This is a genomic window from Oerskovia enterophila (genome assembly GCF_044748475.1).
In the GTDB taxonomy this organism is placed as follows: domain Bacteria; phylum Actinomycetota; class Actinomycetes; order Actinomycetales; family Cellulomonadaceae; genus Oerskovia; species Oerskovia enterophila.
Window position 1 is genome coordinate 880,091 of record NZ_JBIVFZ010000001.1, and the last position, 15,439, is coordinate 895,529.

The 15,439-nt window shown below is 72.9% G+C and carries 13 protein-coding genes; all 13 read left to right on the forward strand.

Translation table 11 applies throughout. From position 1 onward, the window contains the following. The first annotated feature begins 48 nt into the window (after nt 1–48). The 13 genes from dhaK to ACIPWA_RS03910 all read left to right on the forward strand — a co-directional run bounded on the left by dhaK (nt 49) and on the right by ACIPWA_RS03910 (nt 15,439). On the forward strand, nt 49–1,044 hold the full coding sequence (gene dhaK, locus ACIPWA_RS03850; protein ID WP_056648644.1) for a dihydroxyacetone kinase subunit DhaK: 996 nt from the start codon (nt 49–51) through the stop codon (nt 1,042–1,044). Between the two features lie 88 nt (nt 1,045–1,132). Beyond that, complete coding sequence (gene dhaL / locus ACIPWA_RS03855) at nt 1,133–1,777, forward strand: dihydroxyacetone kinase subunit DhaL (RefSeq protein WP_068625626.1); 645 nt, start codon at nt 1,133–1,135, stop codon at nt 1,775–1,777. Nucleotides 1,778–1,784: 7 nt separating this feature from the next. Further along, nucleotides 1,785–2,543 carry a dihydroxyacetone kinase phosphoryl donor subunit DhaM gene (gene dhaM / locus ACIPWA_RS03860; protein ID WP_400288229.1) on the forward strand — a complete coding sequence of 253 codons (759 nt, stop codon included), beginning with the start codon at nt 1,785–1,787 and terminating at the stop codon, nt 2,541–2,543. A 73-nt stretch (nt 2,544–2,616) separates the two neighbouring features. Beyond that, a complete protein-coding gene (locus tag ACIPWA_RS03865; protein WP_400288230.1) occupies nt 2,617–3,267 on the forward strand; it encodes a TetR/AcrR family transcriptional regulator in 651 nt (216 codons plus the stop codon). An 80-nt stretch (nt 3,268–3,347) separates the two neighbouring features. Beyond that, nucleotides 3,348–5,084 (forward strand): MDR family MFS transporter, encoded by a 1,737-nt coding sequence (locus ACIPWA_RS03870; protein WP_400288233.1) that lies wholly within the window; start codon nt 3,348–3,350, stop codon nt 5,082–5,084. A gap of 5 nt (nt 5,085–5,089) precedes the next feature. After that, nucleotides 5,090–5,578, forward strand: coding sequence for a DUF4233 domain-containing protein (locus ACIPWA_RS03875; RefSeq protein ID WP_255354249.1), 489 nt, complete (start codon nt 5,090–5,092; stop codon nt 5,576–5,578). 23 nt (nt 5,579–5,601) lie between these two features. Then, nucleotides 5,602–6,066: a nucleoside-diphosphate kinase gene (gene ndk / locus ACIPWA_RS03880; RefSeq protein WP_056648652.1), complete on the forward strand. Its 465-nt coding sequence runs from the start codon at nt 5,602–5,604 to the stop codon at nt 6,064–6,066. A gap of 160 nt (nt 6,067–6,226) precedes the next feature. Continuing rightward, nucleotides 6,227–9,805 (forward strand): chromosome segregation protein SMC, encoded by a 3,579-nt coding sequence (smc, locus tag ACIPWA_RS03885; RefSeq protein WP_400288236.1) that lies wholly within the window; start codon nt 6,227–6,229, stop codon nt 9,803–9,805. Between the two features lie 203 nt (nt 9,806–10,008). Next, on the forward strand, nt 10,009–10,437 hold the full coding sequence (locus ACIPWA_RS03890) for a hypothetical protein (RefSeq protein ID WP_400288238.1): 429 nt from the start codon (nt 10,009–10,011) through the stop codon (nt 10,435–10,437). 74 nt (nt 10,438–10,511) lie between these two features. Next, a complete protein-coding gene (gene ftsY, locus ACIPWA_RS03895; protein WP_400288239.1) occupies nt 10,512–11,693 on the forward strand; it encodes a signal recognition particle-docking protein FtsY in 1,182 nt (393 codons plus the stop codon). 205 nt (nt 11,694–11,898) lie between these two features. After that, nucleotides 11,899–13,206 carry an ammonium transporter gene (locus ACIPWA_RS03900; protein ID WP_068625620.1) on the forward strand — a complete coding sequence of 436 codons (1,308 nt, stop codon included), beginning with the start codon at nt 11,899–11,901 and terminating at the stop codon, nt 13,204–13,206. Beyond that, the gene (locus ACIPWA_RS03905) at nt 13,203–13,541 is read left to right on the forward strand and encodes a P-II family nitrogen regulator (RefSeq protein WP_056648660.1); all 339 of its coding nucleotides are present in this window, start codon (nt 13,203–13,205) and stop codon (nt 13,539–13,541) included. The genes ACIPWA_RS03900 and ACIPWA_RS03905 overlap by 4 nt, the downstream gene beginning before the upstream one ends. A gap of 65 nt (nt 13,542–13,606) precedes the next feature. Next, nucleotides 13,607–15,439: a [protein-PII] uridylyltransferase gene (locus ACIPWA_RS03910; RefSeq protein ID WP_400288242.1), complete on the forward strand. Its 1,833-nt coding sequence runs from the start codon at nt 13,607–13,609 to the stop codon at nt 15,437–15,439.

Consider the following 15,439-nt stretch of genomic DNA (forward strand, 5'->3'; position numbering starts at 1 on the left):
AGTGCACGCGGCCGGACGTGCCGCAGCAGTCCGACGGAGGGATGCGCCATGAAGAAGCTGCTCAACGACCCGCAGGATGCGGTGACGGAGTCGCTCGACGGGTTCGAGCTGGCCCACGCCGACCTCGTGGAGGTGCACCGGGCACCCCTGTACGTGTCCCGTGCCGGAGGTGCGGTGCCGGGCAAGGTCGGGCTCGTCAGCGGAGGCGGTGCGGGGCACGAGCCGCTGCACGCAGGCTTCGTCGGCGCGGGGATGCTCGACGCCGCGGTCCCCGGAGCGGTGTTCACCTCGCCCACGCCGGACCAGATCGTGCCCGCGATCCTCGGCGCCGACTCGGGCGCGGGCGTGCTCGCGATCGTCAAGAACTACACGGGCGACGTGCTCAACTTCGAGACGGCGCTCGAGCTCGTCGAGGCCGAGGGCACGCAGGCCGCGAGCATCCTCGTCAACGACGACGTCGCGGTCGAGGACTCGCTCTACACCGCAGGTCGCCGCGGCGTGGCAGGCACCGTCGCGGTCGAGAAGATCGCGGGAGCCGCCGCCGAGCGCGGGGACGACCTGGGCAAGGTCACCGAGATCGCCGGGCGGGTCGTCGCGAACGTCCGCTCGATGGGCGTCGCGCTCTCGGCCTGCACCGTGCCGCACGTCGGCAAGCCGAGCTTCGACCTCGACGAGACCGAGATCGAGATCGGGATCGGGATCCACGGCGAGCCGGGCCGGCACCGCATCCCCATGGCGCCCGCGGACGAGATCACCGGCATGCTCGTCGACGCCGTCGCGGAGGACCTGCGGCTCGCGGGCGGGGAGCGAGTGTTGCTGTTCGTTAACGGAATGGGCGGTACGCCCCAGTCCGAGCTCTACGTCGTCTATCGTCAGGCACGGAGGCTGCTCGAGGCGCGCGGCGTGGCAGTCACACGCTCGCTCGTGGGCAACTACGTCACTTCGCTCGAGATGCAGGGGGCCTCGGTCACCGTGCTCCGGCTGGACGACGAGCTGACCGCACTGTGGGACGCGCCCGTGCACACCGCCGCTCTGCGGTGGTGACTCCAGCCGACCCCCGAGAGCCGGGGAGCGGCGCCCCGGACCCTGCTCCTCGGGAGCCGTGCCCGGGACAGGAACGAAAGGGCGAGGAATGACGCTGGACGTTGCGTGGGCTGTGCGCTGGATGCGAGGCGCGGCGACGATGATCGTGTCGTCGCGGGACGAGCTCACCGAGCTGGACCGTCAGATCGGTGACGGGGACCACGGCGAGAACCTGAACCGTGGGTTCCAGGCGGTCGTCGCCAAGCTCGACGGCCTCGAGGAGCAGCCCGCGCAGATCGGCGACGTCCTCAAGCTCGTCGCCACGACCCTCATGTCGTCGGTCGGGGGAGCGTCCGGACCCCTGTACGGCACGGCGTTCCTGCGTGCCGCGAAGGTCACGGGCCTCGCCGAGCTGGACTCGTCCGCCGTCGTCGCGCTGCTCGAGGGCGCGCTCGAGGGCATCACGGCCCGAGGCAAGGCGGTCCCGGGCGAGAAGACCATGGTCGACGCGTGGCAGCCCGCGGTCGACGCGGCCGTCGAGGCCGCGAACTCCGGCAGCGACCCGGCCGGGGTCCTCGAGGCCGCGCTCGCCGCGGCCGAGGCCGGGGCGCTCGCGACGGTCCCGATGCTCGCGACCAAGGGGCGCGCGAGCTACCTGGGCGAGCGCAGCGTCGGGCACCAGGACCCGGGGGCGACCTCGACCGTGGTGATCCTCCGGGCTGCGGTCGCGGCGGTCGATGCTCCCGGGGAATGATGTCCCGATGACAACCCCACACGTCGGCGACCGCGCGCGGATCGCCCTGGTCCTCGTGTCCCACTCGGCCCGGTTGGCGCAGGGCGCCGCGGAGCTGGCCGCCCAGATGGCCCCGGGCGTGCTGCTCCTGCCCGCGGGCGGCACGGACGACGGCAGCCTCGGAACCAGCTACGACGTGGTGTCCGCCGCGGTCGCCGAGGGGCTTCTCGGGACCGAGGGAGTGGTGGTCCTCGCGGACCTGGGCTCGGCGGTCATGACGATCGAGTCGGTCATCGAGCTCGACGACTCGCTCGACGGGCGGGTCGTCCTCGCGGACGCGCCGTTCGTCGAGGGGGCGGTCGCCGCTGCGGTCACGGCCCACGGGGGCGGGACCCTCGCCGAGGTGCTCGCCTCGGCCGAGGCCGCAGGCGGCACGTTCGCGCAGAGCGGGGCGCCCGACGACGGGTTCGTGCCGCCCGCCGGCCCCGCGGACCAGCTGGCCGCGGCCGCCGGGCTCGAGGACGACTCGCCCGGGGCGCCGCGCTCGGTCACGCTCCGCAACCCGCTGGGGCTCCACGCACGTCCGGCGGCGATCCTCGCGCGCCTGGTCGCGGGATACGACGCCAAGGTCACGATCAACGGGGTCAACGCCGCGAGCGTGCTCGAGATGATGAAGCTGGGCGCGACCGGTGGTCGCGAGCTGGTGATCGCAGCGGAGGGCGCGCAGGCCAACGAGGCCCGGGACGCGGCCGTCGCGGCGATCGAGGGCGGTTTCGGCGAGGTGTGATCCGCGCCGGTGACGAGCGTCACGTGAAGACTGCATTGCCTGCAAAGTTGCACGACATGTAAATTTGCTTGCTGTGCAGAACCTTGTCGAACCCTCGGCCGCCCCCACGGGGCTGCGCGAGCGCAAGAAGCGTGAACGCCGCGAGGCGCTCATCGACGCTGCCCAGACCCTCGTGCTCGAACGCGGGCTGGACGCGGTCACGGTCGACGACATCTGCGCATCGGTCGGCGTCTCGACGCGGACCTTCTTCAACTACTTCGCGTCCAAGGACGACGCCGTGCTCGGGGTCGAGGAGTTCTCGCCCTCGGCCGGTGCTGTCCAGGACTTCGTGGCAGGTGGTCCCACGGGCGACCTCCTCGACGACCTCCAGGAGCTCGTCGCCGACCTGCTCGCGCACCAGGTCATGTCCCTGGAGCGCGTGCACCGGGCGATCAAGCTCGTCGAGCGCGAGCACCGGCTCCTCGCCCGCCACATGTGGTGGATCGAGAACCTGCGGACCGGGCTGATCGACGTGTTCGACCGGCGCCGGACCCAGCACCCGTTCGTGCCCGAGCCCGAGCTGCTCGCGATGGTCGTGATGGCGCTCCTGCGCACCACGACGCTCGAGTGGGAACGGCTCGGCCGCACGGGCGAGCCGGTCGACCACCTGGGCTCGGTCGTCGACCAGCTCCGGGCGCTCGTGTGTCCGGGACGCCCGCCGGGAGAACCCGGCAGCCCCGGCTGACCGCCACCACCACGCCCACGCCCGCCGTCTCGCGTCGACGGGCGTCACCACCGATCTGACCCCACCCGAACGGATCCCTCATGTCCACCTCCCGCTCCACCACGTCGGCCGCGCCGACCGGGGCCGGCGCGTCTGCAGAGAACGGCAAGCCGCTCATCGTGCTGACGCAGCGCACGGTCTGGCTGATCTTCGGCGCGCTCATGGCCAGCATGTTCCTGTCCTCGCTCGACCAGTCGATCGTCGGCACCGCGATGCCCACGATCGTCGGCGAGCTGCACGGCGTCGAGCACCAGGGGTGGGTCATCACGGCCTACATCCTGGCGATCGCGATCGTCATGCCCCTCTACGGCAAGTTCGGCGACCTGTGGGGACGCCGCTGGCCGTTCCTCGTCGCGATCGGCCTGTTCACCATCGCGTCCGCGGGTGCGGGCTTCGCCCAGACGTTCCCCGAGCTCGTCGCGTGGCGAGCCGTCCAGGGCCTCGGTGGCGGTGGCCTCATGATCCTGTCGCAGGCCATCATCGCGGACATCGTCCCGGCCAAGGACCGCGGGAAGTACATGGGACCCATGGGCGCCCTGTTCGGCATCGCGGCCGTGATCGGTCCGCTCCTCGGCGGCTGGTTCACCGAGGGCCCGGGCTGGCGCTGGGCCTTCTGGATCAACGTCCCGATCGGCATCGCGGCGTTCCTCGTCGCATGGTTCACGCTCAAGCTCCCGAGCCACCGCTCGGGGCGCAAGATCGACGTCGCCGGCATCTTCTTCCTGGTCGTCGGGACCTCGGGGATCGTCCTGCTCACGAGCTGGGAGTCGCTGACCTCCAGCCGGGGCTACGACTGGTCCGACCCCAAGCTCCTGGGCATGGTCGCCGCGACCCTCGCCTCGATCGCGCTGTTCATCGTGGTCGAGCGGCGTGCGGAGGAGCCCCTCCTGCCGCTGCACCTCTTCAAGAACCGCACGTTCACCATCGCGACGCTCATCGGCCTCGTGCTCGGCATGGGCATGTTCTCCGCGCTGGCGTTCCTGCCGACGTTCCTGCAGATGTCGACCGGCGCAGGCGTGACCGAGTCCGGCTTCCTCATGCTCCCCATGATGGTCGGTGTCATGATCACGGCGATCGGGTCCGGGTTCGCGATCACCAAGACGGGCCGCTACAAGATCTACCCCGTCGTGGGCCTCGCGATCACGACCGCGGGCATCATCTGGCTCACGACGATCACGGGCGACATGTCCATGGTCCTGTTCGGCGCCATGATCTTCGTGATGGGTGCCGGCATGGGGCTCGTCATGCAGACCATCGTGCTGGCCGTCCAGAACTCCGTGGACCCCCACGAGATCGGGACCGCGACGAGCGCGAACAACTTCTTCCGCGAGATCGGCGCCGCCGTGGGCACGGCGCTCTTCAGCACGATCTTCACGACGCGGCTGTCGGCCAACCTCGCCGAGGTCATCCCCGGTGGCGCGGCCACGGGTGGGGGAGAGGCGTCGAGCCTGACCCCCGCCGCGGTCCAGGCCCTCCCGGAGCCCGTCAAGACGGGCGTGATCGACGCGTTCACGGACGCGCTCGCCCCGGCGTTCTGGTACCTCGTGCCGCTCGTGGTCGTCGGTTTCGTGCTCGCGCTCTTCCTCAAGGAGGTCAAGCTCTCGGGCGAGGCCGGCATGGTCGCGCGCGGCGAGGCGATCGCCGACCCGAAGGGCGCGCTGGTCGAGGGCGGGACGGACGCGCCGGTGCGCGACGTCGTCGGGCCCGACGGTGCCACCATCCCCACGGGCGACGACCCGGCGGGCGGATCCTCCCGCCAGGACGCGCCGGTAAACTGAACCCCGTGAGCTCCACCAACGAACCGGTCGACGGGTCCGTCGCGTCCTCCGCCCCCACGGCGGAGGGCGCGGCGGACGCGCCCCGCATCAAGGCCAAGAAGTCCGCGAAGATCCAGTTCACGTCGACGACGCTGATGCTGGAGGCGTTCCTGATCCTGTTCGCGACCCTCGTCGCGTACGGGCTGCGCAACGTGCCCTACGCGTGGCCGGACAAGATGCAGGTGCCCTCGGGGCCGGCGATCTGGATCGTGGGCGGCACCCTGATCGTCGTCCTGCTCCTGCTCAGCCGCATGGTCGGCGGGCCGGGCGGGTACGTCGCGGGCTCGGCCGTGCAGATCCCCGTCATCGCGTGCGGCTTCGCCGTCCCGCTGATGTTCCTCGTGGGCGGCATCTTCGTGGTGCTGTGGATCGTCTCGCTGCGCCTCGGCGGGCGCATCGACCGTGAGCGTGCCGAGTACGACGCAGAGCACCCGGAGACCGCGCCGAACATGTGAGCAGGGCCGGTAGGGTCGTGCGCATGACTGATGTTGCAGCCCCCGCACTGGCCGACGCGCTCTCCGAGACCATCGAGCGCACCCTCGTCCTGGTCAAGCCCGACGGCGTCCGCCGTGGACTGTCGGGCGAGATCCTCCGCCGTATCGAGGCCAAGGGCTACACCCTGGCCGCCGTCCAGCTCCTGGACGCCACCCCCGAGCTCCTCGCGGCGCACTACGCCGAGCACGAGGGCAAGCCGTTCTACCAGCCGCTGGTCGACTTCATGCTCTCGGGCCCGACGCTCGCGATCGTCGCCGAGGGCCAGGGCGTCATCCCCGGCTTCCGCTCGCTCGCCGGCACGACCGACCCGACCGCGGCCGCGCCCGGCACCATCCGTGGTGACCTGGGGCGCGACTGGGGCCTGAAGGTCCAGCAGAACCTGGTCCACGGCTCGGACTCCCCGGAGTCCGCCGCGCGGGAGATCGCGCTCTGGTTCCCGGGCCTCTGAGCAGCTCCCGCACGACCCGCTGACGCCCGGCACCGCCGGCACGGACCCTGCAGACAGGCGCCCCCGTCCTTCGACGGGGCGCCTGCCTGTGTCCGAGGCCGGGCCGGAACGGACCGTCACCTCCCCGGTTCACCCGCCACGTCGCACTAGGCTCTGACCCGTGCACCTCAAGACCCTGACCCTTCGCGGGTTCAAGTCGTTCGCGTCGGCGACGACCCTGCGCTTCGAGCCCGGGGTCACGTGCGTCGTGGGACCGAACGGCTCGGGCAAGTCGAACGTCGTCGACGCCCTGTCCTGGGTCATGGGCGAGCAGGGCGCCAAGTCGTTGCGCGGCGGCAAGATGGAGGACGTCATCTTCGCGGGGACCACGGGCCGCCCTCCGCTCGGGCGTGCCGAGGTGTCCCTGACGATCGACAACACCGACGGCGCGCTGCCGATCGAGTACTCCGAGGTGACCATCTCCCGGACGCTGTTCCGCAACGGCGGCTCGGAGTACGCGATCAACGGGTCGTCGTGTCGGCTCCTGGACATCCAGGAGCTGCTGTCGGACTCGGGCATCGGGCGCGAGATGCACGTGATCGTGGGTCAGGGGCAGCTCGACGCGGTGCTGCGTGCGACCCCCGAGGAGCGGCGCGGCTTCATCGAGGAGGCCGCCGGCGTCCTCAAGCACCGCAAGCGCAAGGAGAAGGCGCTCCGCAAGCTCGACGCGATGCAGGCGAACCTCACGCGGCTCGGGGACCTGACGGCCGAGATCCGGCGTCAGCTGGGCCCGCTCGGACGCCAGGCGCAGATCGCACGCAAGGCACAGGTGGTCCAGCGCGACCTGCGCGACGCGCGGGCGCGGCTGCTCGCGGACGACCTGGCCCAGCTCACCGCGACGCTCGAGCAGGAGATCGCGGACGAGTCGGCGCTGCGGGCCCGCCAGGGTGAGGTCGAGCGGTCGCTCGCGGCCGCGCGCGACGCGCTGGGGGCCCTGGAGACGCAGGCGGCCGAGGCCGCGCCCGCCCTGGCCCGCGCGAGCGAGGTCTGGTACCGCCTGTCCTCGCTCACGGAGCGGCTGGGCGGGACACGGACCCTCGCGGCCGAGCGCCTGCGCCTGCTGGGACGCCCGGAGACGGTGCAGCGGGGACAGGACCCGAACGACCTGGACGCGCAGGCCGCGCGGGCCCGGGCGGCCGAGCTCGAGCTCGAGTCGGAGGTCGCGGTCGCGCGCGCCGCGCTCGAGGCGGCCGTGGGGGAGCGGACGGCGGTCGAGGAGCAGGCGCAGGTCGCCGAGCGGGCCCTCGCGACGCTGCTGCGGGGCGCCGCCGACCGCCGTGAGGGCCTCGCGCGCCTGGCCGGCCAGGTCGCCGCTCGGCGGTCGCGCGTCGAGGCGACCGAGGCGGAGATCGGGCGCCTGCGCGAGTCGCTGGCGGAGACCGAGCGGCGGGGGAACCAGGCGAACGTCGAGTTCGCCACGCTCGAGACGCAGGTCGTGGGCGTCGAGGAGGGCGAGGAGGGCCTGGACGCCGAGCACGAGGAGGCGGCCGACGCGGTCGAGCGCACCGGGGCCGTGGTCGCACGGCTGCGCGAGGAGGAGCAGACCGCGGACCGCGAGCGCGCGACCTGGAGCGCCCGCGTCGAGACGCTCGAGATGAGCCTGGTCCGCAAGGACGGCGCGGGCGCGCTGCTCGCAGCCGACCAGGTGGGGGCTCTCGGCTCGCTCGCGGCGCTGCTGAGCATCGACACGGGGTACGAGGACGCGATCGCTGCCGCCCTGGGGCCGGCCGCGGACGCGGTCGCGGTCGAGAGCCTCGAGGCGGCCGTCGACGCGCTGCGCCACCTGCGCCAGGAGGACGCCGGGCGAGCGAGCCTCGTGGTGGGCGGGGGAGCGCCCGTCGAGGGCACGGTGAGTTCTCGGTCCGTCCTCCTGCCCGACGGCGCCGCGTGGGCCGCGGACGTCGTCACGCCCGCGAGGTCGGTCGCCTCGGCGGTGGAGCTCCTGCTCGACGGCGTGGTCGTCGTCGACGACCTGGCGCAGGCCCGTGCCCTCGTGGCGTCGTCGCCTCAGGTCACCGCCGTGACCAGGGGCGGCGACCTGCTCGGCGCGCACGGCGCCTGGGGAGGCTCGGCGACCGCGCCCAGCGTCCTGCACCTGCAGTCGGCGCTCGACGAGGCGCAGACGGCGCGGGACGACGCCGTCGCGCGCGGCGAGCGGACCCGCTTCGCCCTCGTGGGCGCGCTCGAGGAGGCCGAGGAGGCGCAGCAGCGCTACGACGCGACCCTGGACCGGCTCAACGAGTCCGACGCGGCCCTGGCCGCGGTCGCCGAGCAGCTGGGACACCTGGGCGCGACGGCGCGCTCGGCCGCGGCCGAGTCGGCCCGGGTGCGCGCCTCCCTCGAGAAGGCGCAGGCCATGCTGGTGGCCGAGCAGACCGAGCTCGCGGGGCTCGTCGCACGTCACGACGAGGCGGCCTCGGCGCCCGAGCAGACCGAGGAGTCGGTCGCCGCCGCGACGGCCGAGCGCGACCGGGCGAACGGTCTCGCGACCGCTGCACGGGCGGCCGAGACCGAGGCGCGGCTCGCGCTGCGCACGAGCGAGGAACGTGCGCGGGCCCTGACGGGGCGCGCGCAGTCGCTGGCCCGTGCGGCGGCGACCGAGCGTGCCGCCCGCGAGCGCGCGGCGGCGCGGGAGGCAGCGCGCGTGCGTCAGGCCGAGCGTGCCGAGGCGGTCCGCGACGGCGCCCAGGTCGCGCTCGCCGCGCTCGACCGGTCGCTCGGACGGGCCCGGGAGGAGCGCGACACGGCGGAGGCAGCGCGGGGAGAGCTCGACCAGGCGGTCTCGGCACGGCGGGCCGAGGTCGACGCGCTCGCGGGCCGGCTCCGCGAACTGACCGACGTGGCGCACCGCGACGAGGTGGCTCGTACCCAGCAGCAGCTGCGGATCGAGCAGCTCCACGGCCGCAGCGTCGACGAGCTCGGCCTGGACCCCGAGGTCCTGCTCGACGAGTTCGGGCCCGACCGCCCGGTGCCGGTCCTCGCCGAGGACGGCACGGTCCGCGAGGACGAGGACGGCGAGCCCGTGACCGAGCCGTACGTGCGCGCCGCGCAGGAGAAGAGGCTCCGCTCGGCCGAGCGGGCGCTGGGCCAGCTCGGCCGGGTCAACCCGCTCGCGCTCGAGGAGTTCGCGGCGCTCGAGGAGCGGCACACGTTCCTCACGACCCAGCTCGCCGACCTCAAGAAGTCGCGAGCCGACCTCCTCGAGATCGTCCGGGAGATCGACGAGCGCGTCGAGCAGGTCTTCACCGAGGCCTACCACGACACGGCCGAGCAGTTCGTCCACGTGTTCGGTCGGATGTTCCCGGGTGGCGAGGGGCGGCTCGTCCTGACGAACCCGGACGACATGCTCACCACGGGTATCGAGGTCGAGGCGCGTCCCGCGGGCAAGAAGGTCAAGCGGCTGTCGCTGCTGTCCGGCGGCGAGCGCTCGCTCACGGCGGTCGCGCTCCTGGTCGCGATCTTCAAGGCTCGTCCCAGCCCGTTCTACGTCATGGACGAGGTCGAGGCCGCGCTCGACGACGTGAACCTGGGCCGTCTGCTCGAGATCTTCCGCGAGCTCCAGGAGGACTCTCAGCTCATCGTCATCACGCACCAGAAGCGCACCATGGAGATCGCCGACGCGCTGTACGGGGTCACCATGCGGGGAGACGGGGTCACGACCGTCATCAGCCAGCGGCTGCGCGACGAGGTCCCCGCGTAGCCACGGCAGGTGGTGGGTCGTGGCTACGGGCGCGCTCGACCGAGGCACGGTTGAGGGCAGGGTGGACGGCGGCGTGGCGGGCGGCACCCGTGGGCGTGTCCTGTGTCACCTCGCGGACCTGGTCCCGTGAAGATGCTGTGCCGAACATCGGACTCGCCGCCGCAGCGAAGGTCGCCGGGCCGTTCTCCCGTGATAATCGAACGATGTTCTGGATGTTCGTGTTCTTGGGGATCGCGCTCGTGGCGGCCGTCGTCGTCTTCCTGTTCGCGAGCGTCGTCACGCGCATCGACGACCGCAACGACCGGACGGGGCCGCCTGTCGGCCTCAAGGGTTTCTGGCGCGACTTCGTGTCTGGGCTCACCTCCTGGCGTCGCTCTCGCCGCGACGAGCGCACCGACGGTTCGGCGGTCGTGCCCGTGGACACGGGCATGGACGAGTTCTTCGCGGCGACCGAGGTCGACGACCCCGCGTACATCGACGCGGACGAGATCACCGACGTGCTGCACCGGGCCCGCGAGCGCGCGACCCACACGCTGCACAGCGCGGGCGTGCGCCGCCCCGCCACGGGGACCGTCCCGTCCGTCCCGTCTGCGCCCGCAACCGGCACCCCCCCGGTCTTCCCGCAGGACTGAGCCTCTTCGGGCGCATGCGAGGACTGCTGGCCCGCCTGCCCGCACGTCGCGCCCGGATTTGAGACACTTCGACGGTGAACGATCTCCTCTGGCTCTGGATCACCCTCGCCGTCCTCGTCGTCCTCGGGCTCGGCTTCCTCGGCGTCCGTCGTCGCTCGGGGTCGCGCGACTCCCTCCCCCCTGCCCCGTCAGGCACGACCACGCTCGAGCGCGACGCTCCCGGGGAGCAACCCGCCGAGGCCGCCGAGGGCGGCGGTGTGGCGACGGCCGAGGCGCCCTCGGACCTCGAGGCGCCTCCTGCGGTCGAGGTGCCCGAGGCGGTCGGCGGCCGCCTCGCGCGCCTGCGCGGGCGCCTCGCACGCTCGGGCTCTCCGCTCGGCAGCAAGCTGCTCGCCGTGCTCTCTCGGGACCACCTGACCGAGGACGACTGGGACGAGCTCGAGGAGACCCTGCTGCTGGCCGACGTCGGCGCCGGGCCCGCGGGCGAGCTCATCGACTCGCTGCGCACGCGGGTGCGCGTGCTGGGCGTGCGCGACGCCGCGAGCGTGCGCGCCCTGCTCCGCGAGGAGCTCGTGGCGCTCGTCGACCCGACCATGGACCGTTCGCTCGCCACGGCCCCGCAGACGGCCGAGGACGGGTCCCGGCTGCCCGCCGTCGTGCTCGTGGTGGGTGTCAACGGCACGGGCAAGACGACGACCGTGGGCAAGCTCGCGCGCGTCCTGGTCGCCGAGGACCGCACGGTCGTGCTCGGTGCCGCCGACACCTTCCGCGCCGCCGCGGCGGACCAGCTCGAGACCTGGGGCGCGCGCGTGGGCGTGCGCACCGTGCGCTCGGACCGGGACGGTGCGGACCCGGCCGCCGTCGCGTTCGACGCGGTCCGTCAGGGCCGGGAGGAGGGCGTCGACGTCGTGCTCGTCGACACCGCGGGCCGGCTGCAGAACAAGGCCGGCCTCATGGACGAGCTGGGCAAGATCCGGCGCGTCATCACCAAGGAGGCGCCGTTGTCGGAGGTGCTCCTGGTGCTCGATGCGACCACGGGCCAGAACGGGCTCAACCAGGCACGTGTCTTCGGGGAGATCGCGGGCGTCACGGGCATCGTGCTGACCAAGCTCGACGGCACGGCCAAGGGCGGGATCGTGGTCGCGGTCCAGCGCGAGCTGGGCGTGCCGGTCAAGCTCGTCGGCCTGGGCGAAGGCCCCGACGACCTGGCCCCGTTCGACCCGCAGGAGTTCGTCGACGGTCTCCTGGGCGACTGAACCCCCGGCCGGCCCGGGGGCGAGGACGCCGCCGGGCCGGCCTGGGCGGGCCTGGGCGGGCCTCGACGAGCCCGGGTAACGCAACGTTTACACACGAGTGCACCACGTCACACCCGCGTAACCGCGCGACAGTCGCAGGGAAACGCCGCTGGACGACTCTTGACCTGTCCGGCCGCCCGGCTGGCGAGGTGAGAGGCGACAGCGCATGCCCTTCGAACTTGACACTGGAAACACGGCCTGGCTCCTGACGTCAGCCGCTCTGGTGCTGCTGATGACCCCGGCCCTGGCGTTCTTCTACGGCGGCATGGTCCGCGGCAAGAGCGTCCTCAACATGATGATGATGAGCTTCGGCGCGATCGCCGTGGTCGGCATCATCTGGGTGCTCTGGGGCTACTCGATGACCTTCGGGTCCGACGTGGCCGGCATCTTCGGCAACCCGACCGAGTTCTTCGGTCTGGCCCCCCTGACCGACGACGCCAACAGCCTCCTGGCAGGCAGCGGCGTCCCGGCTCTCGTGGCGGCAGGGTTCCAGGCCACCTTCGCGATCATCACGGTCGCCCTGATCAGCGGCGCCATCGCGGACCGTGCGCGGTTCGGCGCGTGGCTCGTCTTCGCGGGTGTCTGGGTGACGCTCGTCTACTTCCCGCTCGCCCACATGGTGTGGGGCGGCGGTATCCTCGGTGCCGGCGAGAACGGCATCGCGGCGGCGATCTACGGCGTGACCGACGGGATCGCCAACGTGGCCCCGATCGACTTCGCCGGTGGCACGGTCGTCCACATCAACGCGGGTGTCGCGGGCCTCGTGCTGGCCCTGATCATCGGCAAGCGCAAGGGCTTCGGCAAGGAGCCCATGCGTCCCCACAACCTCCCGTTCGTGATGCTGGGCGCGGCGCTCCTGTGGTTCGGCTGGTTCGGCTTCAACGCCGGTTCCGCCGGCGCCGCCAACGAGGTCGCGGGCCTGGCCTGGGTCAACACCACGGTCGCGACCTGCGCCGCGATGGCCGCCTGGCTGCTCACCGAGCGTCTGCGCGACGGGCACGCCACGAGCCTGGGTGCCGCGTCCGGCATCGTCGCGGGCCTCGTCGCGATCACCCCGGCCGCCGCGGCCGTCAACCCGGTCGGCGCGATCGCGCTCGGCGCCGTCGCCGGTGTCCTGTGCGCCCTCGCGGTCGGTCTCAAGTACCGCTTCGGCTACGACGACTCGCTCGACGTCGTCGGCGTCCACCTGGTCGGCGGCCTGGTCGGGACCGTCCTCATCGGTCTGCTGGGCACGGACACGGGCCTGCTCTACGGCGGCGGGATCGACCAGCTCGTGATCCAGGTCGTCATCGCCCTCGCGGCCGTGATCTTCTCCGGAGTCCTCACGTTCGTCATCGGCTTCGTCATCAAGGTGACGATGGGCTGGCGGGTCAGCGAGGACGCCGAGGTCGGCGGGATCGACCTCGCGGAGCACGGTGAGACCGCATACGAGACCATCGCACAGGGTCGTGTCATCCAGGAGGTCAGGGCATGAAGCTCGTCACAGGAATCATCCAGCCGCACCGTCTCGACGACGTGAAGTCCGCGCTCGAGGCCGCAGGGGTCCGGGGCATGACGGTCAGCGAGGCCAGCGGCTACGGCCGGCAGAAGGGCCACACCGAGGTCTACCGCGGTGCGGAGTACACCGTGGACCTGGTCCCCAAGGTCCGCATCGAGGTCCTGGTGGACGACGAGGACTCCTCGACGGTCACCGAGGCGATCGTCAAGGCCGCCCAGACCGGGCGGATCGGCGACGGCAAGGTGTGGACGGTCACGGTCGACGACGTCGCCCGTGTCCGCACGGGCGAGCACGGCGCCGGCGCCCTCTAGGTGACCCGGACCGGACAGGAGAACGGCATGGTGTCGTCAGCGGTGCAGCAGGGGGCGCGGTCGAGATGACCGGCGCAGCGCACGAAGGGACCCCCCAGGGGTCCGGCGAACCGGCGGAGGCCCCGTACCCACCTCGGGTGCGGGGCCTCCGGGCCGAGATGCTCGCGGTGGCCCGGGACCTGAGCGGCCCGGGCAGCTCGGGGGTGGCTCGCCGCTCGGCGGTCTGCGCCCTGGTCACGGACCGGCTCACGGCCCTCTGGCAGGAAGCCACGGCCGGCACGAGCACCGAGGGCGTGGCCCTCGCGGCCGTGGGGAGCCTGGGGCGCGCGGACATGGGGCCCGCGAGCGACCTCGACCTGGTGCTCGTGCACGACGGTCGCAGCCACTCGGCCGAGCAGGTCGCGGCGATCGCTGAACGCCTCTGGTACCCGCTGTGGGACGAGGGCGTCGACCTGGACCATGCGGTGCGGTCGCTGTCCCAGTGCCGCCAGGTCGCGTCCAAGGACGTCCCGGCGGCGGTCGGGTGGCTCGACGTCCGCCCTGTCGCGGGCGACGCGCTCGTGGTGCACCGGGCCGCGTCGGCCGTGCTCACGGACTGGCGCTCCGCCTCGCGGCGCCGCCTGCCCGAGCTCCTGTCCTCGACGAAGGAGCGGGCCGAGCGGTCGGGCGAGATCGCGTACCTGATCGAGCCCGACCTCAAGGAGTCGCGTGGCGGGATCCGTGACGCCGTGGTGCTCTCGGCCCTGGCCGCGACCTGGCTGACGGACCGGCCGCACGGCACGGTCGACCGGGTCCACGCGCACCTGCTCGACGTGCGCGACGCGATCCAGGTCGTCACGGGACGGCACACCAACAAGCTCCTGCTCGCGGACCTCGACGAGGTCGCGGCGCTCACGGGGTACGACGACCCCGACGAGCTCCTCGCGAGCCTCGCGGCCTCCGGGCGCGAGATCTCCTACGCGCTCGACACCACGGTCCGCCGTGCCCGCCAGGCCCTCCAGCGGCCGAGCACCACGCGCCGCCCGGTCCTCGTGCGGGGCCGACGGGCCGCGCCCCGGCTGCGGTCGGTCGGGGACGGGCTCGTCGAGCACGACGGCGAGCTCGTCCTGGCCATCGACGCGCACCCCGAGACGGACCCGATGCTGTCGTTGCGCGCCGCCGCGACGGCCTCACGGACGGGCCTGACGCTCTCGCCCGTCTCGGTGAGCAGCCTCGCGCACTGCCCACCGCTCCCCGAACCGTGGCCCGCCGCGGCGCGGGCGGCCTTCCTCTCGCTGCTCGGCAGCGGTCATGCGCAGGTCGCGGTCTGGGAGGCGCTCGACCTCGCGGGGGTCGTCACGACCTGGATCCCCGAGTGGGCCGGGGTGCGTAACCGGCCGCAGCGCGCCGCGATCCACCGGCACACGGTCGACCGCCACCTCGTCGAGACGGTCGCGCGGGCCGCGCGCGACCGGAAGGAGGTCGCACGCCCCGACCTCCTGCTGCTCTCGGCGCTGTTCCACGACAGCGGCAAGCGGCGTGGCGCGTCCGACCACTCGGAGGAGGGCGCGCGGCTCGTCCCGGGCATCCTGCACCGGATGGGCTTCGAGGACGGGGTGCCCGACGACGTCGCGCGCCTCGTGCGGCACCACCTCACGCTCTCGCGTCTCGCCGTCTCGGCGGACCCGGACGACCCGGCGACCGTCGCCGAGCTCGCCGACGCCGTCGGGCACCGACGGGACCTGCTCGAGGTGCTGCGCGCGCTGACCGAGGCCGACTCCTCATCGCTCGGCCCCACGGCCTGGACCTCGTGGCGCGCACGCCTCGTGGACGACCTCACGGCTGCGACCCGGGCCGTGCTGCCCGAGCCGGCGCCCCCGACCGGTAGGCTGGGCACTTCCCTGATTCACGAGCGGTAA

What these genes read in the sequence shown, in the direction of transcription:
- dhaK (WP_056648644.1), top strand. Translation starts at nt 49, where the DNA reads ATGAAGAAGCTGCTCAACGACCCGCAGGATGCGGTGACGGAGTCGCTC.
- ACIPWA_RS03910 (WP_400288242.1), top strand. Translation starts at nt 13,607, where the DNA reads ATGACCGGCGCAGCGCACGAAGGGACCCCCCAGGGGTCCGGCGAACCG.
- ACIPWA_RS03900 (WP_068625620.1), top strand. Translation starts at nt 11,899, where the DNA reads ATGCCCTTCGAACTTGACACTGGAAACACGGCCTGGCTCCTGACGTCA.
- ACIPWA_RS03870 (WP_400288233.1), top strand. Translation starts at nt 3,348, where the DNA reads ATGTCCACCTCCCGCTCCACCACGTCGGCCGCGCCGACCGGGGCCGGC.
- ndk (WP_056648652.1), top strand. Translation starts at nt 5,602, where the DNA reads ATGACTGATGTTGCAGCCCCCGCACTGGCCGACGCGCTCTCCGAGACC.
- ACIPWA_RS03905 (WP_056648660.1), top strand. Translation starts at nt 13,203, where the DNA reads ATGAAGCTCGTCACAGGAATCATCCAGCCGCACCGTCTCGACGACGTG.
- ACIPWA_RS03890 (WP_400288238.1), top strand. Translation starts at nt 10,009, where the DNA reads ATGTTCTGGATGTTCGTGTTCTTGGGGATCGCGCTCGTGGCGGCCGTC.
- dhaL (WP_068625626.1), top strand. Translation starts at nt 1,133, where the DNA reads ATGACGCTGGACGTTGCGTGGGCTGTGCGCTGGATGCGAGGCGCGGCG.
- dhaM (WP_400288229.1), top strand. Translation starts at nt 1,785, where the DNA reads ATGACAACCCCACACGTCGGCGACCGCGCGCGGATCGCCCTGGTCCTC.